Genomic DNA, 20,216 nt, shown 5'->3' with positions numbered 1-20,216 from the left:
CTCCTCGAGACGGTACTGCCGGTGGATGGCGGGGCGGTGGTCAGTGCTGGGAGCCGTGATCCATCATGCGCATAATCAGCCATATCATGAGCATGCAGCCGATGGCGGGCACGAGGGCGGCCACGACACCGCCGGCGGCGAGGCTGGCACGTCCGGCCCACAGGTAGCCGACGACCACGAGCAGCATCGGGGCGCACATCAGCAGGTGCATCCAGTGGTGGGACTTGCCGTGCTGGTGGGCCGCGCCGTGCTGGTGGGTGGTGCTGCTGGGGTCCTCGTCGGTCATGGGGCCGGTCAGGGGCTGGCGGGGGTCCTCGCCGAAGGGACTGCTGCACGGATAGGTGACATGTTGGTCATGCGGCCTGGGTGGCCGCTGTGGTCATGATGGTCTCGTACTCGATGGGGGTCAACTTGCCGAGGCGGGCTTGGCGTCGTCGGCGGTGGTAAGTCCGTTCGGTCCAGGTGACGATGGCCAGCCTCAGCTGGTCGCGGGTGTCCCAGGTTCGGCGGTCCAGGACGTTCTTCTGCAGGAGTGCGAACCAGCTCTCCATGGCGGCGTTGTCCGCGCTCGAGCCGACTTGTCCCATGGATCCGAGCAGGTCGTGCCGGGACAGGGCGCGCAGGTACTTGCGGGACCGGAACTGGGACCCGCGGTCGCTGTGGACGATGCAGCCGGCCACGTCGACGCCCGCTCGGGCGCGGGTGTCCACGGCGTGTTCCAACGCCTGCACGGCCAGGCGGGCCTTCATCCGCGAGCTGATGGAGTACCCGAGGAGCCGGTTGGACCACACGTCCTTGACGGCGCACATGAACACCTTGCCCTCACGGGTGCGGTGCTCCGTGATGTCGGTCAGCCACAGCTGGTTCGGGCCGGTCGCGGTGAAGTCACGCTGGACGCGGTCATCGTGCGCCGGCGGGCCGGGCCGGCCCTTCTTCGCGCGCTTCTTCCCGAACACGCTCCACCACGCGTTGCTCGAACAGATCGCCCACGCGGTGCGGTCGCACATCTCCTGCCCGGCGTCGCGGGCCTCGTCAGCTAGGAGGCGGTACCCGAACTCCGGGTCGTCACGGTGTGCATCGAACAACGCGTTCGCGCGGTGCGCTTCCACCCAGTCGGCGTCGGTCACGGGGTTGGCCAGCCACCGGTAGTACGGCGCCCTGGCAAGTTTCAGGACCCGGCACGTCACCGTCACAGGCACCCTGATCGGGGCATCCTGGGCGGCCAGCTCACGGACGAGCGGGTACATCATTTTCCCGGCAGGTTCGCCTGCGAGAGGTACGCCGCAGCGCGGCGTAGCACCTCGTTCTCTTGCTCGAGCAACCGGATCCGACGGCGAGCCTCACGCAACTCACCAGAGTCGCTCACCGCGGCGGCGGGTTTGTTCCCGTCCTGCCGGTCAGCGATGGCGATCCAGTTCGTCAGGCAGGACTCCGAGATCCCGAAGTCCTTCGCGATCTCCTTCAACGTCGTCCCGGCCTCACGAGAGCGAGCGACCTCGATCACGTTCTGGCGGAACTCCTTGGGGTACGGCTTGGGCATGGTGCACATCCTCTCCTGCGGCACCGAACGGCACCACAGAGTCGATGTCACCTATCCGTGCAGCAGTCCCGAAGGAGCGGGGGGTCTGGTCGGGGCTGGTGTACATGGCGTGTCCTTGTCTGCTCGGGGAAGGGGTTTTCCTTCCACTTCCACGGTGACGGGGCGAGGTCAATGCGCCCCCGAGCTTTGGTGAAAGTCTGGTCAAGACCTGCAGACGGTGATGGTGCGGTTGTCGCAGGGGGCAGCCGCACCATCAGTGCAGGCTTGAGTGGCCGGCATCGGCCGGGGCATGTCAGTAGCGCAGGGTCGTCATCATGCCGAGTTCTGCGTGGTAGATGTTGTGGCAGTGCAGCATCCAGGTGCCGGGGTTGTCGGCCTGCAGGTCGGCCTCGACGGTCTCCATCGGGCGAATCAGGACGGTGTCCTTGCGCAGCCCGGCGCTGCCGGGCAGGGCCCAGGTGTGGCCGTGGATGTGCATGGGGTGGGCCATCATCGTCATGTTCGTCATCCGCAGCCGCACGCGTTGGCCGCGGCTCACGGCAAGTGGGGTGTCCTCGCCGAAGCGTTTGCCGTTGAGGCCCCACGCGTAGGGCTTCATCTGGCCGTTGAGTGCCACATCGAGGGTGATGTCGGGCTTGCGGTCGCGCAGTCGTGCGCTGTCGGCGGGCTTGAGCTGGGTGGTCAGCAGGGCCTTGCCGTCGAGTTCTGCGACGCGGGTGTCCGGGGTCGGTACGCTGCCGGAGCCGGTGCGCACGATGGCCCGGGCCGGGGTGCCCTTCTTGCCCTCGGGCGCGGCCTGCAGCACGAACACGCCGTCGCCCAGCGTGATGGTCGCATCCAGTCGTTCTCCCATCGCGAGGTAGACGGCGCTGGCCTCGGTGGCGGTCACGGGGAAACCGTCGGTGTGGGTGACGGTGAGTCGATGGCCCTGCAGGGCGAGCTTGAAGATGGTGTCGGAGGAGGCGTTGATGACGCGCAGTCGCACCTTCTGCCCGGGCTTGGCGGTCAGGGTTCGGGGTGCGGCGGGGACGCGGCCGTTGACGAGGTAATGGGGGTATGTAACGTCGCCGGCGTCGCCCAGGGGGGACATGCCGTGGTCCATGCCGCCCATGTCGTGGTTCATGCCGCTGGACACGGTGCCGTTCTGGGCCTTGAACGCGGCGAGGATATCGTCGGGAGAGGTGCCGACACCGTCGGTCCAGTCGTCCAGGGTGATGACCCATTCGTGGTCGTAGCGGCCGGGTTCGGCGGGGTCGTCGATGACTAGCGGCTCGTACAGGCCGCGGTCGATCTGCACCCCGGTGTGGGGGTGGAAGAAGTAGGTTCCCGGGTCGGGGGCGACGAACTGGTAGGTGAAGCTGCTGCCGGCCTCGATGGGTTGCTGGGTGACGCCGGGCACACCGTCGCTGGCATTGCGCAGGGCGATGCCGTGCCAGTGGACGGAGGTGCTGGTGGGCAGCTTGTTGTCGACGCGCACCTGCAGCAGGTCACCGGCGCGGGTCCGCAGGACGGGGGCGTCGAGGGTCTCGTCGTAGGCCCAGGTCCTGGCCGTGACGCCGCCCAGGTCGAGGGTGACCGGCCGGGGCGTGAGGACGTGGTTGACGGTCTTCGTGCCGGGGGCGGCGGCCAGCGGGGTCTGGCTTGGGATCGTCAGCGGGGAGTTCGGCGCGGCGGGTGCTGCGGCCGGGGTGTTCTTGGCGTCGCAGGCGCTCAAGGCCCCTGCCGCGGCCAGACCGAGACCGGTGAACAGGACGTGGCGGCGGGAAAGTGTGTTCATGTCCTCGAGCCTGTCGGGCGCGGATAAAGCCCCCGGCAAGGGTTGGTCAAGATCTGGTCAAGAAGTCACGGTGGGCAGTGCCAGCGCGAAGGTCGCGCCGTGGCCGGGGCCGTCGCTGTGGCCGGTCAGGTCGCCGCCGTGGGCGCGGGCGATGGCGCGGGAGATCGCCAGGCCGACACCGGTGCCGCCGTCGACATCGCGGGTGCGGGTGTCCTGGACACGGTAGAAGCGTTCGAAGACGTGGGTGAGGGCCTCGGTGGGGATGCCGACGCCGTTGTCGATGACGCGGACCACGGCCCGGTCGTGCTCGTGTCCCATCGTGACCTCGACCCGGTTGCCGGCCACCGTGTGTTGCAGGGCGTTGCGCAGCAGGTTGTCCAAGACCTGCCCGATGCGGGCGGCGTCCACGTCGACGCGCAGGCCGAGGACGCTCTGGGCGTGCAGCGTCACCCCGGCGGCGTCGTGGGCGTGGCGGGCTGCGGCGACGCTGGCCGTCACGACCTGCGCGAGGTCCTGGTGGCTCAGGGACAGCGGGATGCGGCCTTCCTCGGCACGCGACACCTCGGAGATGTCGGCGGCCAGGGCGGCAAGCCGCTGGTTCTGCCGCAGCAGGATCTCGACGGTTGCGGGGGTGAAGTCGACCACACCGTCCTGCAGTCCTTCGAGGGTGACCTGGGTGGCGGCCAGCGGGGTGCGCAGCTCATGGCCCAGGTCGGTGAGCATGCGTCGTCGGGTCTGCTCGGTGGAGGCGATCTGGCTGGCCATGTGGTTGAAGGCGTTGGCGACCTGGGCCAGCTCGGGGCTGGCCGAGGTCATCGTGACGGGTTGGTCGTAGTGTCTGGCGGCGACCTGTTGGGCGCCGTCCACGAGGGCTTCGACCCCCCGCGACAGGTTCCGGTTGAGGACGGTGGCGACCCCGAGGGCGGCGAGCATCGCGGTGCCCAGACCCACGGCCAGTGACACCAGGCCGGCGTCGTGGAAGGCCTGCTGCGCGTGCTCGACGACGTCGGGCTGGGCGTGGCCGGCTTCGTGCATGTGCATTCGGAACCATGCCGGGCCGACCAGCAGGGCCGTCAGCACCATGGTGGCGGCCATCGCCGCCACCACGGCCATCTGGGTCCACAGCAGTCGGCGTCCCCAATTGCCGCGCGGGTTGGGCGGCATCACTGCCCTCGGCCCATCCGGTAGCCGACGCCGCGCACCGTCTGCACGAACCGAGGCTGGGAGGGGTCGTCACCGAGCTTCTTGCGCAAGTGCGCGATGTGCACGTCGACCAAGTGGTCGTCGCCGACCCAGTCCTCGCCCCACACGGCGTCGGTGAGCTGGCGGCGGTTCAGCACCCGGCCGGGGTGTTCGGCCAAGGCCTGCAGCAGGTCGAACTCGGTACGGGTCAGCTCCACCGGTGAGGCGTCGAGCTCCACCCGACGAGACGACTGGTCCACGGTGAGGGCGCCGATGCGCAGGACCGAGGCCGTGGTGCCCGCACCGCCGGCGCGGGGGCGCCGCAACAGTACTTGGATGCGGGCCACCAGCTCGCGCGGGCTGAACGGTTTGGTCATGTAGTCGTCCGCGCCGACCGACAGCCCGATCAGCTTGTCGACCTCGTCGGCGCGGGCCGTGAGCATCAACACGTAGCAGTCGCTAAAGGTGCGCAGTTGGCGGCACACCTCCACCCCGTCCATGCCCGGCAGGCCCAGGTCCAGCACCACCACGTCGGGGGCCGTGGCCCGGACAAGGTCAAGCGCGACCAGCCCGTCGCCGCAGGTCTGGGCCGACATGCCGGCCCGCTCGAGGTAGTTCTTCACCGTGCCCGACAGAACCGGCTCGTCGTCGACGACCAGGACACTCGGCGCAACCGCAGCAGACGCGCTATTCATGACACCACCTCACCACGAACCCGGCCGGGGATCACTTCGACGGTGCGGCACTGGGCATCATCGTCGAGTGGTCCATGCCCGTCATGCCACCCATGTCGTGGTTCATGCCCGGCATGCTGACCATGTCGTGCTGCGTTGAGGCGGGTGCCGTCGGCGTGTAGCCCATGACGGCAGGGTCGAGCATGCCGAAGATCATCGCGACGTGGGCCACCACCAGGAACACGGCCACCATCGCCACGTGCAGGCGACGGCGCCCGGCCTCGCTGCGACCCAAGAGTCCGGCCTCCAGCAGGCTGATCACCAGTAGCGGCAGGCACCGGCCAGGTAGGAAAGGACAGCGATCACGTCCGCGGGGCCACGCCAGCCGCCGTGGACCGTCAGCGGAACCACGGCAGTGAGGAGCAGGTGCTGGCCGATGAACACCCACACCGGACCCGCCAGCAGCCCGGCCCAGTGACTCACCTTCGTCACCCATCCCGGCGCCGGCCGATCACCGCGACGAGCCAGCAGCATCACCAGCTCGGTGATCGCAAGGGTTTCGGCCAGCACCACCGGAAGTGCCATGAACAACAGGAGGTTCCACGGCTGCCGTACGGCCAGCAGTCCCATGTAATGGGTCATCGGCATCCCCTCCATGCCCGACCCCGAGGTCAAGTCAGGGGCGATCAGGGCCAAGGCGGCAGCTGCGAGAGTGCCGACACCCAGGGCAAACAGCGGCACTGTACGGGAGGAGTTCTCGTTCGAGGTCGTGGCCACAAGCCTCGAAGCCCCACATCGAGGCCCGGGCAAGGGAATGTGAAGATTCGGTCAAGCCGGTCTCCGGGTAGACATGGGGCCAGAACAGACCGTCACCATGGGGCCAATCGAAGTTGACAGAGCCACAGGATGATGAGCACCGCGCCGAGGGAGAACTGCGCGAGCTGGGCGAACGTCAGCGTCACGCGCGCTCGACGGACGCCTCACCCGCGCCGAGATCGCGGATGGCGGCGCGCTGCGCGAGGCGGTGCTCGCGACGGATCTGCGCGGCGCGGAAGCGGCGCTTCTCCTCCTCCGTCACCGGTTCGAGTGTCGGCACCTGACGCGGCCTGCCCGACTCGTCGACGCCGACCATGACGAGGAACGCCGTCGCGACGTGGACCGGGGGCGTGCGATCGTCCCACCGTGTCGTCTCGACGCGCGCGCCGACCTCCATCGACGAACGACCCGCCCAGTTGACCTGCGTCTTCACCGTCAGCACGTCACCGACGCGCACCGGGGCCAGGAACAGCATCTCGTCCATCGCGGCCGTGACGGCGGGGCCCTGCGCGAAGCGCGCCGAGACGGCGCCCGCGGCGTCGTCGACGAACTTCATGATGTTGCCACCATGGACGGTGCCGAGCAGGTTCGTGTGCTGGTTGCCCATGATCTGGCTGAGGACGAGTTGTGTGTCGGAGGGAGCGGTCATGACCGCCATTGTCTCGCAGGATCTCAGCGGTTCGTGACGAGCCCGGCGCCCTCGAGGTGGGTGAACTCGTTGAACGTCAGCAACCGAGGGCCGTGACGATCGATCGTGATGCGCGTGACGCCCGTGTTGACCGCCGCGAGGGTGAAGTGCTTCCACGCGTCGAGGCTGCCGCCGGCGGTGAGGTGAGCCGCCGTCCAGCACACCGGGCCGGCCGACGTCACGACGACGACGTGCTCGTGCGCGGCGTCGACGAGATCGTCGAGCGCCTCGTTCGTGCGCGAGGTGAACTGCTCGAAGCTCTCCGGGTACTCGTGGTCGTACTGGCCGCCACTCCAGCGATCGACGGCCTTCTCGAACGTCTCCTCGAACGCGATGCGCGGACGCAACGTACGCACCATGTCGGCCTTCAACACGAGCATGTTCTTGTACGCCGGTTTGTACGCTGTCAGGAGCGCGCGATGATCGAGCTCGTTCCAGCGCTCGTCGAGACCACGCGCCACGACGCGCGGGGCATGCGCGGCGATGATGGCGTCATCAGGCTGTTCATCGGGTTTCGGGTGAGGGGGCTTGCCTCTGGAGGGTTTTCTCGGCGCGTGTGTGGCGGCGTCCTGGGTGCTCTCCAGGTGTTGCGCTCGGTCTGTTTCTCGGTCGCTCGACGCCGGGGCGGGCGGCGTGGCCGGCGCCTCCGATTCGTCCGCGCGGGGGTGAGCGGGCGTCGTCACGTGTGTGGGTTCGGTGGCGGGGACGTCGTCGAGATGCCAGCCGGCGCCCGCGGCGATCTCGGCGAGAGTCTGACGGTGGCGCTTCATCGAACCACTGACGATGAGGCTCGGTGCGACGCCGTGCGCGGCGAAGTGCTTGCCGAGCAGATACGCCTGCTCGTGGCCCGTCTCGGAGAGGTTGTCGTAGTCGGACTTGCCGAAGGACGCCTGCCCGTGGCGCACGAGCCAGACCGAACGCGTTTCCATGGACCAATCTTGCCGCACCACGTGCTACCCGCGGGTAGCCTTTCGTCGTGCATTCCACGACCGCCCTCGAGGCCACCGTCACGACCACGAGCGGGCTCACGAGCCACGTCACCTTCATTCCCGTCGACGACCCGGCGGCGCCCGTCCTCGTCATCCGACCGGCGTTCGGGGCGCCCGCGTCGTACTACCGGCACCTGACGCAGGCGCTCGCCGAGGCGGGGCTCGCGAGCCTCGTCGTCGAGTACCCGGGGCGGGAGACGCGCGACGGAATCGGGCGCGAGACGACGTACGGCTACGACGCGCTCGCGACCGGGGTGCACGAGAGCGTCGTGACGCACGTGCGCGAGCTTCGGCCCGACGCCCCGGTCGTGCTGCTCGGGCACAGCCTCGGCGGGCACGTGTCGATCTTCGCGGCGGCGCTGCACCCGGATGGGCCGGCCGCGGTCGACGGCGTGATCCTCGCGGCGTCGGCAAGTCCCTACTGGCGGGGGTACGGGGCGCCCGGCAGGGTGCGCTCCTTCGCGGGGACAGCGCTGATGGCGACCGTCGCGCGCGCCGTCGGGTACTGGCCGGGCGACCGGCTGAAGTTCTGGGGGCGCCAATCGCGGGTGCTCGTGCAGGACTGGTCGCGGATGGCGCGTACCGGGCGCGTGCGTCCGTCGGGGGCTCAGATCGACTACGAGGCGGCGTTGGGGGCCTATGGCGGGCAGGTGCTCGCGATCTCACTGCCGAACGACTCGTTCGCACCCGTCGGCGGGCTCGAGCAGATGCTGCGCTGGGTGCCTAAGGCGCGCGTGACGCGCTGGCACTCGCCGGACGATCTCGGGCACATCCAGTGGGTGCGCCGCAACGCCGACGTCGTGCCCGTCATCGCTGCGTGGGTCGAAGAAAATATCGCGGCTCGGTGACGGGGTGCGTGATGGGTGTTGACGCCTGGCGGCGGGGGTAGTTGCACGAGTCATGTGCATCTGCACGTGGAATGTGCGGCACATTCCTCGTGCAGATGCGCAGAAGTCGTGCAGCTAAAAACTGCGATTGCGTCCGGTCGATGACGAAGCGTGCAGGTTCCAGATCCGACGAGCGACGTCGACGTACTGCTCGCGTGGGCCTGCGGTGGAGGGTGTCTCTGGTTCGGCGGCGCTCTCGCCATCGCTGTCGAAGCAGTGGACGAACGTCGCGTGGACGAGGGTGAGGACGTCGTCCGGGCTCGTGCACGCAGGCAGTCCCGAGGCGATGTACTCGGCCTCGGCGTTGAACTCGTCCGACGGCGCGCCGATCTCGGCGAGCCCGAGGAGGTTTGCGGCGTCGAGGATCTCGCTGATGCGGGGTGCCACCGTCGAGCCCAGCAGGCGCGCCGGGATGACGTGTGGCTCGCCCTGTTCGCGCGTGACGCGCCAGGCCACGCCACCGGGTTTCTCGGTGACGGCGTAGGTGGAGGTGCCGTACTCGGTGTCGCGGTGCCAGACGAGCGCAACGCCGTCATCGGCGGCATGGCCGTCGGGCAGGGCGCCGTCAGCGACCCACCGCCGGTACTTCTCGGCGCGGCCCAGTTCACCGAACAGGTGGGGGCACGCGCTGCCGGGGAGAAAGCCGAGGCCGTCATCGAGGGGTGCGAGTGGGCCGAACGAGTCGGTCGACGACGCCTCGAACCAGCAGTTCATGCCGGCGCTGATACCGGCCAGGACGGTGCCGTTCGCCGCGGCTTCGCGCAGGAGGTCGGGCAGGCCGTGCGTGCGCCAGATCGCGAGCAGGTTGGCCGTCGACCCACCGCCGACGTAGACGACGTCCTGGGTGAGGACGTGGCGGGGGTCGCAGGTCCAGTTGGCGTTCGCGGACTTGGTGAACAGCGACAGGACGCTCGTCTCGGTGCGCCCGGCGAAGGCTTGCTCGAACTTCGCGGCGTAGCCGAGGTCGTCGCCGCTGGCCGTGGGGACGAAGCAGACGCAGGGACGCTCGGCGCGCGTCAGCTCGAGGATGTGCTCGTCGATCGGCGTGACGGCGCCCTCCTGAGAGAAACCCCCGCCGCCGAGGGTGACGATCGTGCCGGTGAAGTTCGTCATCCCTCGATTGTCGCCGAGGCGATGCGTGGTGGCGACAGACTTTCAGTCGGTGGGGTTTGGTCTGCCGTCGGGTGTGGGTGTGGGTGCGGGGCGCCGGTCCGTCGTCGTGACTCGCCGTCATGGGTCGTGGAGCTCGTCGCTCTGGGCCCAGCTTCCGGCGTGGTTGAGGACGACGGTGAATGTGGACGAAAATCGCCGATGGGTACGAGAATCGCAGGTGAGCACACGCGTCGCCGGCGTGGATCGTGAGATGCCGGGGTGAATGCGACGGCTCGCACTCACCCCGGCATCTCACGCCCAGGCCCGACCGGCGTTCACGCGACGGGTAGGGCGCTCCCGTCATGAACGGAAAGCGCGGCGCGGCTCAGGCCGCAGCCTTCGCCGGAGCGTGCGAACCGTGCGGCGCCAGCGAGTTGGCCGGCTTCGTCAGGGGCTTCGGGGCCACCTTCGCGTGGTGCTTGCCGACCGGCTTGGCCTTCGGCAGCGCCTTGTTCGCGTCCTTGCCATGCGGCTTGGGTGCGGCCTTCGCGTGAGCAGGCTTGGGTGCAGTCTTGCCATGCTTCACCGTCGCCGGCTTGGGCTGCGGCTTGGCCTTCTCACCCGGCTTGCCGTGCTGCGCCGGGGCGGGCTTGCCGTGCGCCTTCGCCTTGCCCGGGTGCGCCGCCTTCGTGCTCGCGGTGCTGCTCTTCGAGTTGGACACGCTCGTCGTCGTGCTCGAGCTGTTGCCCGTCGAGCTGGACGCGCTCGACGCCTTCGTGCTCGTGGACGTCGTCGTGCCCGACGTGGCGCTCGTGCTCGGCGAGGTGCTCGTCGACGAGCTGGAGGTGCTCGTCGTGGGCGCGCTCGTCATGCTCGACCAGCAGCTGCTCGAGGCGGCCCAGGGCGACGTCCCGGCCTGGTTGTAGAGCTCGAGGGCGGCGGCGTCCTGCACCGACGCGGGCGCCGAGGCGGCCGTCGTGTAGCCGGCGGCGGCCGACAGGCCCTTCCACGTCGAGTTCAAGAACTGGTAGGCGCCCGAGGCGCCACTCGAGGCGTTGACGGCCTGGTAGTTGCCGCCGCTCTCACAGGACTTGATCTTGGCGAGCACCGATGACGCGGACGACGAGGACGTCGACGTCGCGGCGCTCGCGGTGGAGGCCAGGCCCGCACCGGCGACGCCGACGAGCGCGATTCCGCTCGCGAACGTCATGGCGCGTTTGCGCTTCTGCTTGGGTGCGGCGTCCGTGATGTCGTGCGAACGGATCGGGTCGGTGGTGGCGTCGAAGTGGGTCATGACTGTTCCTCTCGTCGGTCTGTTGACGTCATCCACCGTGCCGACGCTTCGTTGCGGGCGGCTGACGCGACTCTGACGGCGACGAAACGTTGTGAGCCTGCTGTGAGGCGTGCCGTCATCGCATCCTGTCGACGGGCGGCGGCTCTGATCGCTTGTGGTGCAACAGTTTTCGACAGAAGCACCGCGTCGCGGCGAGCCGCCGGGCGAGGGTCCGTCGGTGCCTCAGAGAGGGCGCGTGACGGCCGGTGTTCTTATCGAAATCAAAGGCGAGGTTCTTAGCGTCGCCGTCATGAAGGCACTCATCGTCGACGAATCCGGCCGCACGTCGGCACGTCTGCAGCCGGCGCTCGCGCAGGAGGGGTACGTCGTGCAGGCGGCCTCTCAGCGCGGCGAGGCGCTGTGGTTGGCGAGCGAGGCGGAACCCGACGTCATCGTCATCTGCAGCGCCCGACCCGGCACGCACGACGTCCCCGTCGTCACCGCCCTGCGCGGCGACGGCGAGCGCGCGCCGATCCTCGTCATGGCTCGCCGCGGCGAATCGGCCGACCTCGTCGACGTGCTCGACGCGGGCGCCGACGATGTCGTCACCTCACCCGTGCCGTTCGCCGAGGTCGCCGCGCGTCTGCGAGCTCTGACGCGCAGGGCCCCGCACCTCGTCGAGGACGAACTGCGCGTCGGGACCCTCCGTCTGGACCGCGCGGCGCGCGTCGCCGTCAGGACGCTCGACGACGCCGCCACGGGTGACGCCGGCATCGATCAGGCCAGCATCGGTGACGCCCTTGCCGAGCCGGGCGGGGCCACCACCCGCGACGTGGTGAGCGGCGCGCAAGGGGGTGATGTGGCGATCGACCTCACCGCCCGAGAGTACGCCGTCCTCGAACTGCTCATGCGCAACGCGGGGCACGTGGTGTCACGCGCGCGCATCGTCGACGACGTCTGGGGCGGGCTCGATGCGGCGACGTCGAACCTCGTCGACCAGGTCGTCAGCCATCTGCGGCGCAAGCTCGACCGCCCGTTCGGTCGCCACGACATCACGACGGTGCGTGGCGTCGGCTACCGCATCGTCGACTCAGCCGCTCAGCTCGACGGTGTCGTGCGACGCGCGTCCTGACGGGCCCCACCCCCGGCCTGCCCGGGCAGCACGACGCCCCCGTCAGGACAAATCCTGACGGGGGCGTCACCGGCACGACACATCGTGCCGCGAGGTCTTACGTGGCCCAGCAGCTGGAGCTGGCGGCCCAGGGGGAGGTGCCGGCCTGGTTGTACAACTCGAGGGCTGCGGCGTCCTGCACCGACGCGGGCGCGTACTTGGCCTTCGAGTAGCCCTTGGCCGCGGAGAGGCCCTGCCACGTCGTGTCGAGGAACTGGTAGGCGCCCGAGGCGGTCGACGACGGGTTCTGCGCCTGGTAGTTGTTCGAGCTCTCGCAGAACTTGATGGCGGCGAGCGTGCTCTGCGCGCCCGAGCCGTTCGCCGCGGAAGCGGTGCTCGCGAGGCCGGCTCCTGCGGTGCCGACGATGGCGACTGCGCCGGCCAGGGCGGCGGCGCGGTGACGGATGTTCATGGTCGAGTGCGACATGTGGCGTCTCCTCGGAAGGCGTGAGCGGGCACGAAGTGGTGTTGCTCCGTGCGGGTTCTTCACCTGTCTAATGACCGAGCCCCGGCCCGCCGCAAACGCGCGACGCCCGCCGAGCCGTGGCTCGACGGGCGTCACCCGGGAAAAGCGTTGCGTCAGCGCGATGCTCGGCGACGCATGACGAGCGTCACACCCGCCGCGGCGAACGCGAGCGCGGCAGCGCCCGCCAGCGCGCCGGTGTTCGACGACGGCGCGACGCGGTCGGTCTGGACGACGGGGCCGGCCGGCTTCGACAAGGCGTGGGACGTGCCCGGCTTGTGCGGCATGCCGCCCGGCACCTGCGGCATGCCGGACATGCCCATGAGCGTGGTGAACCAGGCGTCCCACTGTGCTTCGGACGCGTTGGCCGACGGCGGCTTCGGCAGGCCCAACATCGTGGCGACCTTGCCGGCCCACGCGTCGTACTCGGCGTCGGAGGCGTCCATCGCGGGCAGCGCCGGCAGGCCGAGCAGCTTCACGACGGCCTTGACGTACGTGTACGCCTGCTCGTCCGTGGCGTTCTCACCCGGGAAGGGCGGCAGGCCGAGGGTCTTCGACGCCTGCTGGAACCACGCCTCGATCTGCGCGTCCGTGGCGTTCTCGCCGGGGAACGGCGGCAGCTTGGCAGCCAGCTGCTCGATGGTGGCGGGCATCGTCGGCTTCGGGGCGGGCTGCTCGGCGAGGGCCGGAGCGGCGAACGAGACAGCGACGAGCGCGGTGCCGAAACCGGCGGCGACGCGGGAGGTGAGTGACACGTGAGTCACCTTTCGATGAAGGCCCGCGAGGCTCGGTCTCGAGCAGATCGGGCATGCACAGCCCATTATGAGCTACTTCACAGGGTGGCGGCGACTCGGCGAGCTGTGCGCTCAGCGGATACGCGAACTATCGCGCCCAGTCGCGACGGCAACGTGCGGGTTGGATGCTCCCGCGCGCTCACACGCCCGTCCGACGGAGCGTGCGAACCCGCACTCCCGTCGAGACAGGACGTGCGGGTTCGTCGAGGGGCAGAGGCGATCAACCGGCGCGGTAGGCGGCCCATTCGTCACGTGTCGGGACTGCGAGGACGCAGATGTTCTTCCACGTCGAGCCGAGCTGACGCCCGAATCGTCCCGTGTTGTACGGCAGGCCATAGCGTTCGCAGATCTCGCGCACCTTGGGGGCGACCTCGATGTAGCGGTTGCTCGGCAGGTCGGGGAAGAGGTGGTGCTCGATCTGGTGGCTGAGGTTGCCCGTCAGCGTGTGAAACGTGCGGGTGCCGGAGATGTTCGCCGAGCCGAGCATCTGCCGGATGTACCAGTCGCCGCGCGTCTCGCCGTCGATCATGCGTTCGTCGAAGGTGTCGACGCCGTCGGGGAAGTGACCGCAGAAGATGACGGCGTGCGCCCAGACGTTGCGCAGCGCGTTCGCCGCGACGGTGCCGCCGAGCGCGCGCAGCGCCGTCGAACGGAAGTTCGTCGGTCGTCCGAGGGCCTTGCCGACGAGCGCGCCGACGGTGGCCGCAGCGAGCGGCGTCGCGACGTAGTCCTTGGCGACCATCGCGATGGCCTTGTCGCGCAGCGCCGCGATGTCGGCCATGACGGCCTCTCGCGACTTGTACCCGGCCTTGTACTGATCCCACTCGATGTCGTAGCTCGCGATGCCCCATTCGAACATCGGCGCGAGCACGAGGTTGACGAGCGGGTTCGCGAGGTCGCGCGGCTTCCACGGCTGGTCGTCGCTGACGCGCAGGATGTTGTAGCCCACGTCGCGGTCCTTGCCGATGACGTTCGTCCACGTGTGGTGCAGGTCGTTGTGCGTGTGCTGCCAGCCGCGGGCGGGCGCGACGAAATCCCACTCCCACGTCGTCGAGTGGATGTCGGGGTCGCGCATCCAATCCCACTGCCCGTGCAGGACGTTGTGGCCGAGCTCCATGTTGTCGAGCACCTTGCCGAGCGCGATGAGGCCGACGCCGGCGCTCCACGCGATCTTCGAGCGGCTGCCGATCATGCAGACGCGGCCCGCGAGTTCCGTCGCACGCTGGATCTTCACCATGCGCTTGACGTACGCCGCGTCCTTCGCGCCGCGCTCGGCGAGCACCTCGTCACGGATCGCGTCGAGTTCGGCGCCGAGGCGTTCGACGTCGTCGTCACTGAGGTGCGCGGCCGTCGGCGGGCGCACGGCGAGGTGGCCGTGCGTCGGCAGGACGCCGGTGCGTTTGTCGGGCTTCGCGGCCGCGCGGGCCGTCTTCGAATCGGCGGCGCCGGGCTTGAGGGCGTTGAGGACGGATGTCATGAGCTGAACTCCTGGTCGGGTTCGTTCTCGCCGGATGGGGAAAGAGGACGTGAGGTGGCCGCGCGTCCGGTCAGCGCGGAGTGACGGGGCGTCGAGGGGCTGACGCCGCAGCGGGATCGTGCGCTCAGGGCGGGCGCGTCGGGTCGGCGGAATGCGCCGTGGGTGGTCATGGTGACGTCATCACTACTCACGCGTCGAGGTGGACCGGGCCCACGGCGGCGCTGATGCAGGTCTGGATGAGTTCGCCCTCGTCGGAGCACAGTTCGCCCGACGACAGATTGCGCACGGTGCCGCTGACGAGCGGCGTCAGGCAGGTACGGCAGATGCCCATGCGGCACCCGGACGGAAGCAGGACGCCTGCGTCCTCGCCGACCTCGAGCAGCGTCGTGTTGCCCTCGGCGTTCGCCTCCTTGTCGGACTTCTCGAACGTGACGACGCCGCCGCGCGCGTCGGGGTCGGCGAACAGGGTCGGGGCGAAGCGTTCGACGCTCAGCTCGTGCGGCAGATCCTCGCTGTGCCAGAGGCGTTCGGCGTCGTCGAGCATCTCCTGCGGCCCGCAGACGTACGTCTTGCGGCTGCGCCAGTCGGGGCAGAGCGTGTCGAGGTCATGGGTCGTCGCGAGATCGAGACGGCCTTCGTGCCCGGTGAAGCGGTGCACGAGCGTCAGGCTGTGGTGTGCGTCGTTCATCTGCGTGAGTTCGTCGAGGAACAGCGTCTCGTCGGAGTTGCGCGAGGAGTGGATGACGACGACGTCCGCGTCGCGCCGCTGCGGCAGCAGGGTGCGCAGCATCGACATGACGGGCGTGAGGCCGCTGCCCGCCGTCAGCATGAGCAGGGGGCGCGGGCCGGAGGGCAGGAGGAAGTCGCCCTGCGGCGGAGCGAGGAACAGCACGTCGCCGGGCTCGGTGTGGTGCACGAGGTGGCTCGAGACGCGCCCGACAGCGGTGACGGTGATCGCCGGGTCGTGGCCCTCGGCGGTGACGAGGGAGTACGAGCGCCAGTTGCGCACCCCGTCGATCTCGACGCCGATGCGCGCGTACTGGCCGGCCTTGTGCGCGTCCCACGTGCCACCGGGCGTGAACTCGATCGTCGCCGAGTTCGCCGTCTCATGGCGCACGGCGGTGACGACGCCGCGCAGCTGACGGCTCGAGACGAGCGGGTTGAACAGGCGCGCGAACTCCTGCGGCGGCGCCGGCGTCGTGAACACCTCGGCAGCGCGCCACGCGGCGCGCTTGAGCAGCGAGCCGCGGCGCGGGGTGCCTGACGAGCGGGCAGGGCGCGGTGGCAGAGCGGAGTTCACTCAGACATTGTGCCTCTCACAACTGACAAAAGCTTCCGCCGCCGGGGTGAGCAGCTCTGGGACCTTCGTCTCTGCGGACGAACTGGCGGGTTCGGTGGGGCAGCGGCGAGGGCGTGGCTGACGGGGTGCTCGGCGCTCGCCGACCCCGGCGCGATCTTGTGTCATCAACGCGTGAAATGGCGCGCGTTCATGACACAACATCCAGGAGGCTTGACGAGATGACGAACGTTCACCCTCGCAGATCGCGAAGTCATCCCCTCATGGCGCCATGCCACCGTCCTCGGTGATGGGATCGCCATCAGCGACATGACGTAAAGCGGTCTGTGGTGGGGGACCCTCGTCAACTACGCCAGGATCGGGAGGAGGCAGTCGACCTCGCCTTCACGTCGATAACTCTCGATCTGCGGACGGGACGAGTCGTGATCTGCCGAGCCGAAGAGGACGTCGAACGCCTCGCCGATGTGCCCGTAGACCTCCGGCGCTTCACCTCGTAGGCGCAGCCGAAGGTAGGCGCCACCCGGGATCGTCGTCTCGTCCAGACCCAGCGAATTTGCGGCGTCGCGATCCAACCGAATCGAGCACATGCGGTAGATGTGCGATCCGCCGTAGACGAGGCCCATCATGCGTCGTCCCCTCAGGGAGTCGAAGGCGTGCTCGAAGTCGGGCCACCCGGCTTGGATGCTCGGCAGGTCGAGGGGAACATCGCGGCTGAGCGCGGGAAGATCCTTGAGGTTGATGACATCGATCCTGCCCAAGGCGTGGCGTTCTGGGTAGTCGCTCATGCGCCAGGTCCAGCCAAGATTTTGGAAGGTTTTCAAGTGTTCGGAGCAGTCAGGCGACGCCGGCCCGCAGGGATGGGCCGTCGAGCTCGACGTGCTGTACGTGCTGGAGCCCAACCGCGACGGCACCCCGTACGGTGGTGACCGCCCCGCCGGCTGACCTGCGCGCCGTCAGCGACCGGTGCGAGCCCGCCACTCACGACGCGTCTCGCCCGGGCGCGGGGCGCTGTCGTCGTCGGAGGCGCTGACGGCGGTTGCTTCGGGCGTCTGGGGGGTCGCCGTACCGGAGGCCGGCGGTTGGTTCGGCGTCTCGGTCGACGCGCCAGGGACGTCGGTGCGTGCGGCACCGGAGGTGGGCGCTTGGTTCGCCGCGCGTGACGGCGCACCGGGCGCATCAGTCGCGTCGGGGGTGTCAGTGGTGTCAGCGCTCGCGGCATCAGCGTTCTGGGGGCGTCCGCTCTGAGAAACACCCATCGACTCGCCCGCTTCGTCGGCGCCGGGCTCGACCACGTCAGGCTCGGTGGGCAGTTCGCGTCGGGCGTCGAGGGCGTCCTCGGTGGAGGTTTCTTCGCGCGTGGAGGGCGTGGGGACCGGCTTCGGGCGCAACCCGGCCTCGGGGTCACCGCCCTTCCACGCTGCGTGCTCCTCGGTGGTGCGCACGACGCCGTCCTCGCCGAGGACGAGGCCGTCGGGCAGATCGGGGGCATCCATCGGCATGACGTCGTCGGGGGAGTGCGAGTGCGGGTCGCCGTCACGGAACGTCGGGCCGACGCGTTCGGCGGGGGAGTCGTACGCGGCCGACGGGTCGTCGAGACCGTGCGCCGGGAAACCGGCGAGCAGCTCGACCTGACCGACCGTCACCGACCCCGGTGCCGGCACGCCGTCGAGGGGGACGGGCGTGCACAGGTCGATCTCGCCGCACACCGTCGCGATGCGGGAGACGAGGAACTCGTGGCCCGTGACGGAGTTCGTGCGGATCTCGGCGAACTGGACGGTGCCGCTCAACGTCGCGAGAGGCAAATCGCTCGACGTGGCGGGCAGGAACGTCTCGATCTCCATCGGCGGCGGCCACGGCAGACCGAACTGCTTGACCTCGGCCGGCGGCTCACCTTCGACGCCGGGCATCGCACTGCGGGGCGAGTCGAAGAAATCCTCGACCGTCGCGAAGAACTCGGTGTCGACACCCATCGCGACGAGCGCGACGCGCCCCACCGCGGCCCAACCGACCGTGTACCGGTTGTTCGGCACGACCGTGAACGGGTCGAGCTCGAAACCCGAGACGTCCGTCAGCGTCACCTGCGCGAGACCGTTCTCGAGCGGCGTGATGCCGCGGTACGGAGTGCGCACCGGCGTGTCGAAACCAGGGCGCGCGTACTGCGCCGTGCGGTCGAGCAACAGCATCGCGCCACTCGAGTCGACCCAACGCGTCGTGCTCGACAACTCGTGCGCCGGCGCACCCTTGTCGCGCGCCAGGGCGGCCAGGGCAGCGGGGTCGGTAAAACCGATGCACGCGACAGTTGAACTCATGGGCGTAACGGTAGGCGAGCAGGTGGCCCCTCGCCACTCTCGCGGGGCGTTCGATCGCGTCGCGGCATGTGGTGGCGCGGTGCGGCCCGGCGCGGCACGCGGACGACGCGGTGCGCGGGTGGCATCGACGTCGGCCGGACCTGCGAGGCAGGCCTGCCATGCGGGCTGCGTCGAGATCGGCGTCAGGTCGGGCTTGTCGGGCCCGTCAAGACAGGACGGTTGAGGCGTGTTCCGCGGACGTGACGACGATGCCGTCCTCGTCGCTCCACAGATGGTCGCCGGGCGTGAACGTGGCGCCCCCGAACGTCACCGGAACGTCCTTCTCGCCCTTGCCGTCCTTCGCCGACTTGCGCGGGTTCGTGCCGAGAGCCTTGGTGCCGAGGTCGAGTTTCGCGACGGCGGCGCTGTCACGGATGGCGCCGTTGATGATGACGCCCTCCCACCCGTTCGCGACAGCGGCCTCGGCGATCATGTCGCCCATCAAGGCGCTCTCGACGTTGCCGTCGCCGTCCACGACGAGCACCTTGCCCGCGCCCGGCGAGTTGAGTGTCTCCTTGACGATCTGGTTGTCGCGGAAGCACTTGATCGTCACGATCGTGCCGTTGAACCGCGCGCGTCCGCCGTACTGAGTGAACTGGGTGGAGCACGAGTCGAGCGCGTCGCCGAGCTCGTCATAGAGGTCGGCGGTGGCGATGTCGGCCATGAGAGGCGTCCTTTCGTCGGGTTCGAAGGGCATGCAGGTCCACGCTATTTCGCGAGGACGCCCCATGGGGCGTCGCGGGCCGCGGATCAAGACGAGGCGCGGCGGTGACGGCCGGGGTCGGAGCGATGAAGGGTGAAGGTGGACGAAGATCGCAGAATCGGGATGCTGTCGGCGCGCGGGCGGCGCCGGCCGTTGGATGGGGTGGGGCTCGGGATCAGGTCGGATCGGGTCGGGTCACGTCAGCCCTGGGTGCGGCGCTCGCGGCGATAACGTCCCGGGGGCATGCCGACGAGGCGCGTGAACGTGCGGTTGAACGCGGCCTGGTCGGAGTAGCCACAGCGGTCGGCGATCTGCGCCAGCGTCAGCTCTTTGGCGGTGAGCATCTCGCGCGCGGCGTCGATGCGTGACGACAGGACCAGTTGGCGCGGCGACCGTCCGAACACGCGGCGCGAGCGTCGCTCCAGCGTGTCGACCGAGCATCCCGCGACGCGGGCGAGATCCTGCGACGTCACCGGCTGGTCGAGGTGCGCGTCGATGTAGGCGCGCACGGCGCCGAGCGACGTCATCGCCGGGTCGTCCTCGGCGGCCTCGCCGACGTCCTGCGACATGCTGGCGATGCCGACGACACGCCCCGCCTGGTCGCGCAGCGGCATCTTCGCCGTGATGTGCCAACGAAACGGCCCGCCCGAGGCGCGGATCAGCTCGAGCTCGTTGAACAGCGGCTTGCCGGACGACAGGACACGCGCGTCCTGCTCCTCGTAGCGCTCGGCGAGCTCCGGCACGAACAGTTCGGCCGCGCGACGCCCGACGACGTCACCGCGCGAGCGCTTGTTCGTGCGCTCGACGAACGTCGGGTTGACGGCGAGGTAGCGACCGTCCGCACCCTTGACGCAGAACATCGTGCCCGGCAGGTGATCGACCATTTCGAGGACGGCGGGTCCGAGCGCGCCACGTAGGGCGTCGAGCGTCGGTGCCGTCGTCATGAGGGAAGGGTAGCGGGCGTGTCGGCACCGCCAGGCCCACAGACCTCGCCAGCCCCACAGGTCCCTGGGTCTTCCCGTCCCGCCGGCGACACGAACCGTCA

Annotated in this window: 19 protein-coding genes and 1 pseudogene; 2 read left to right on the top strand and 18 right to left on the bottom strand. The window is 69.4% G+C overall.

Annotated elements, in window-relative coordinates; translation table 11 throughout:
• Positions 1 to 40 precede the first annotated feature (40 nt).
• The 8 genes and pseudogenes from EDC82_RS13045 to EDC82_RS13010 all read right to left on the bottom strand — a co-directional run bounded on the left by EDC82_RS13045 (position 41) and on the right by EDC82_RS13010 (position 7,606).
• Complete coding sequence (locus tag EDC82_RS13045) at positions 41 to 286, bottom strand: hypothetical protein (protein ID WP_131941783.1); 246 nt, start codon at positions 284 to 286, stop codon at positions 41 to 43.
• Between the two features lie 67 nt (positions 287 to 353).
• Positions 354 to 1,540 (bottom strand): IS3 family transposase gene (locus EDC82_RS13040; RefSeq protein ID WP_131940674.1). Its coding sequence is split into 2 segments (ribosomal slippage): positions 354 to 1,253 and positions 1,256 to 1,540, totalling 1,185 coding nucleotides; the frame shifts between segments, so codons are not numbered across the junction.
• Between the two features lie 292 nt (positions 1,541 to 1,832).
• Positions 1,833 to 3,317 (bottom strand): multicopper oxidase family protein, encoded by a 1,485-nt coding sequence (locus tag EDC82_RS13035; RefSeq protein ID WP_006945529.1) that lies wholly within the window; start codon positions 3,315 to 3,317, stop codon positions 1,833 to 1,835.
• Between the two features lie 57 nt (positions 3,318 to 3,374).
• Complete coding sequence (locus EDC82_RS13030; RefSeq protein WP_235006231.1) at positions 3,375 to 4,412, bottom strand: cell wall metabolism sensor histidine kinase WalK; 1,038 nt, start codon at positions 4,410 to 4,412, stop codon at positions 3,375 to 3,377.
• A 68-nt stretch (positions 4,413 to 4,480) separates the two neighbouring features.
• On the bottom strand, positions 4,481 to 5,194 hold the full coding sequence (locus tag EDC82_RS13025) for a response regulator transcription factor (protein WP_006945505.1): 714 nt from the start codon (positions 5,192 to 5,194) through the stop codon (positions 4,481 to 4,483).
• A gap of 31 nt (positions 5,195 to 5,225) precedes the next feature.
• A pseudogene (locus EDC82_RS15315) lies at positions 5,226 to 5,803 on the bottom strand (DUF6803 family protein).
• Between the two features lie 328 nt (positions 5,804 to 6,131).
• Complete coding sequence (locus EDC82_RS13015; protein WP_006945484.1) at positions 6,132 to 6,638, bottom strand: acyl-CoA thioesterase; 507 nt, start codon at positions 6,636 to 6,638, stop codon at positions 6,132 to 6,134.
• 23 nt (positions 6,639 to 6,661) lie between these two features.
• Complete coding sequence (locus EDC82_RS13010; protein WP_006945532.1) at positions 6,662 to 7,606, bottom strand: histidine phosphatase family protein; 945 nt, start codon at positions 7,604 to 7,606, stop codon at positions 6,662 to 6,664.
• Between the two features lie 47 nt (positions 7,607 to 7,653).
• Between EDC82_RS13010 and EDC82_RS13005 the strand changes: the two genes are divergently transcribed.
• Positions 7,654 to 8,514: an alpha/beta fold hydrolase gene (locus EDC82_RS13005; RefSeq protein WP_006945519.1), complete on the top strand. Its 861-nt coding sequence runs from the start codon at positions 7,654 to 7,656 to the stop codon at positions 8,512 to 8,514.
• Positions 8,515 to 8,628: 114 nt separating this feature from the next.
• On the opposite strand, the gene EDC82_RS13000 is transcribed toward EDC82_RS13005, so the two are convergent.
• Positions 8,629 to 9,666, bottom strand: coding sequence for a peptidase E (locus EDC82_RS13000; protein WP_082740505.1), 1,038 nt, complete (start codon positions 9,664 to 9,666; stop codon positions 8,629 to 8,631).
• A 364-nt stretch (positions 9,667 to 10,030) separates the two neighbouring features.
• The gene (locus EDC82_RS14755) at positions 10,031 to 10,939 is read right to left on the bottom strand and encodes a transglycosylase family protein (RefSeq protein WP_235006229.1); all 909 of its coding nucleotides are present in this window, start codon (positions 10,937 to 10,939) and stop codon (positions 10,031 to 10,033) included.
• A gap of 289 nt (positions 10,940 to 11,228) precedes the next feature.
• On the opposite strand from EDC82_RS14755, the gene EDC82_RS12990 reads away from it, so the two are divergent.
• On the top strand, positions 11,229 to 12,050 hold the full coding sequence (locus tag EDC82_RS12990; RefSeq protein ID WP_131941781.1) for a response regulator transcription factor: 822 nt from the start codon (positions 11,229 to 11,231) through the stop codon (positions 12,048 to 12,050).
• A gap of 97 nt (positions 12,051 to 12,147) precedes the next feature.
• On the opposite strand, the gene EDC82_RS15155 is transcribed toward EDC82_RS12990, so the two are convergent.
• From EDC82_RS15155 to EDC82_RS12950, 8 genes are all read right to left on the bottom strand, one after another.
• Complete coding sequence (locus EDC82_RS15155; protein WP_131941779.1) at positions 12,148 to 12,516, bottom strand: transglycosylase family protein; 369 nt, start codon at positions 12,514 to 12,516, stop codon at positions 12,148 to 12,150.
• Between the two features lie 152 nt (positions 12,517 to 12,668).
• Positions 12,669 to 13,307, bottom strand: coding sequence for a hypothetical protein (locus tag EDC82_RS12980; protein WP_131941777.1), 639 nt, complete (start codon positions 13,305 to 13,307; stop codon positions 12,669 to 12,671).
• Positions 13,308 to 13,566: 259 nt separating this feature from the next.
• Complete coding sequence (locus EDC82_RS12975) at positions 13,567 to 14,823, bottom strand: acyl-CoA desaturase (RefSeq protein WP_006945549.1); 1,257 nt, start codon at positions 14,821 to 14,823, stop codon at positions 13,567 to 13,569.
• Between the two features lie 187 nt (positions 14,824 to 15,010).
• Complete coding sequence (locus tag EDC82_RS12970; RefSeq protein WP_131941775.1) at positions 15,011 to 16,123, bottom strand: ferredoxin reductase; 1,113 nt, start codon at positions 16,121 to 16,123, stop codon at positions 15,011 to 15,013.
• Between the two features lie 344 nt (positions 16,124 to 16,467).
• Complete coding sequence (locus tag EDC82_RS12965; RefSeq protein WP_006945528.1) at positions 16,468 to 16,905, bottom strand: hypothetical protein; 438 nt, start codon at positions 16,903 to 16,905, stop codon at positions 16,468 to 16,470.
• A gap of 168 nt (positions 16,906 to 17,073) precedes the next feature.
• Complete coding sequence (locus tag EDC82_RS12960; protein ID WP_131941773.1) at positions 17,074 to 18,429, bottom strand: hypothetical protein; 1,356 nt, start codon at positions 18,427 to 18,429, stop codon at positions 17,074 to 17,076.
• 205 nt (positions 18,430 to 18,634) lie between these two features.
• Positions 18,635 to 19,132: a ribonuclease E activity regulator RraA gene (gene rraA, locus EDC82_RS12955; protein ID WP_006945540.1), complete on the bottom strand. Its 498-nt coding sequence runs from the start codon at positions 19,130 to 19,132 to the stop codon at positions 18,635 to 18,637.
• Positions 19,133 to 19,371: 239 nt separating this feature from the next.
• Positions 19,372 to 20,115 carry an AraC family transcriptional regulator gene (locus EDC82_RS12950; RefSeq protein ID WP_131941771.1) on the bottom strand — a complete coding sequence of 248 codons (744 nt, stop codon included), beginning with the start codon at positions 20,113 to 20,115 and terminating at the stop codon, positions 19,372 to 19,374.
• Between the last annotated feature and the right edge of the window lie 101 nt (positions 20,116 to 20,216).

The sequence above is a fragment of the Dermacoccus sp. SAI-028 genome (assembly GCF_004346775.1).
Lineage (GTDB): Bacteria > Actinomycetota > Actinomycetes > Actinomycetales > Dermatophilaceae > Dermacoccus > Dermacoccus nishinomiyaensis.
The sequence above is the reverse complement of the archived record's forward strand: the minus strand, read 5'-3'. Positions and strand labels throughout refer to the sequence as shown.

Excerpts from the sequence above, each read along its gene's own strand:
- EDC82_RS12960 (WP_131941773.1), bottom strand. The coding sequence starts at position 18,429 with ATGAGTTCAACTGTCGCGTGCATCGGTTTTACCGACCCCGCTGCCCTG.
- EDC82_RS13000 (WP_082740505.1), bottom strand. The coding sequence starts at position 9,666 with ATGACGAACTTCACCGGCACGATCGTCACCCTCGGCGGCGGGGGTTTC.
- EDC82_RS12950 (WP_131941771.1), bottom strand. The coding sequence starts at position 20,115 with ATGACGACGGCACCGACGCTCGACGCCCTACGTGGCGCGCTCGGACCC.
- EDC82_RS14755 (WP_235006229.1), bottom strand. The coding sequence starts at position 10,939 with ATGACCCACTTCGACGCCACCACCGACCCGATCCGTTCGCACGACATC.
- EDC82_RS12990 (WP_131941781.1), top strand. The coding sequence starts at position 11,229 with ATGAAGGCACTCATCGTCGACGAATCCGGCCGCACGTCGGCACGTCTG.
- EDC82_RS15155 (WP_131941779.1), bottom strand. The coding sequence starts at position 12,516 with ATGTCGCACTCGACCATGAACATCCGTCACCGCGCCGCCGCCCTGGCC.
- EDC82_RS13010 (WP_006945532.1), bottom strand. The coding sequence starts at position 7,606 with ATGGAAACGCGTTCGGTCTGGCTCGTGCGCCACGGGCAGGCGTCCTTC.
- EDC82_RS13035 (WP_006945529.1), bottom strand. The coding sequence starts at position 3,317 with ATGAACACACTTTCCCGCCGCCACGTCCTGTTCACCGGTCTCGGTCTG.
- EDC82_RS13045 (WP_131941783.1), bottom strand. The coding sequence starts at position 286 with ATGACCGACGAGGACCCCAGCAGCACCACCCACCAGCACGGCGCGGCC.
- EDC82_RS13030 (WP_235006231.1), bottom strand. The coding sequence starts at position 4,412 with ATGGCCGCCACCATGGTGCTGACGGCCCTGCTGGTCGGCCCGGCATGG.
- EDC82_RS12975 (WP_006945549.1), bottom strand. The coding sequence starts at position 14,823 with ATGACATCCGTCCTCAACGCCCTCAAGCCCGGCGCCGCCGATTCGAAG.
- EDC82_RS13015 (WP_006945484.1), bottom strand. The coding sequence starts at position 6,638 with ATGACCGCTCCCTCCGACACACAACTCGTCCTCAGCCAGATCATGGGC.
- EDC82_RS13025 (WP_006945505.1), bottom strand. The coding sequence starts at position 5,194 with ATGAATAGCGCGTCTGCTGCGGTTGCGCCGAGTGTCCTGGTCGTCGAC.
- rraA (WP_006945540.1), bottom strand. The coding sequence starts at position 19,132 with ATGGCCGACATCGCCACCGCCGACCTCTATGACGAGCTCGGCGACGCG.
- EDC82_RS12965 (WP_006945528.1), bottom strand. The coding sequence starts at position 16,905 with ATGAGCGACTACCCAGAACGCCACGCCTTGGGCAGGATCGATGTCATC.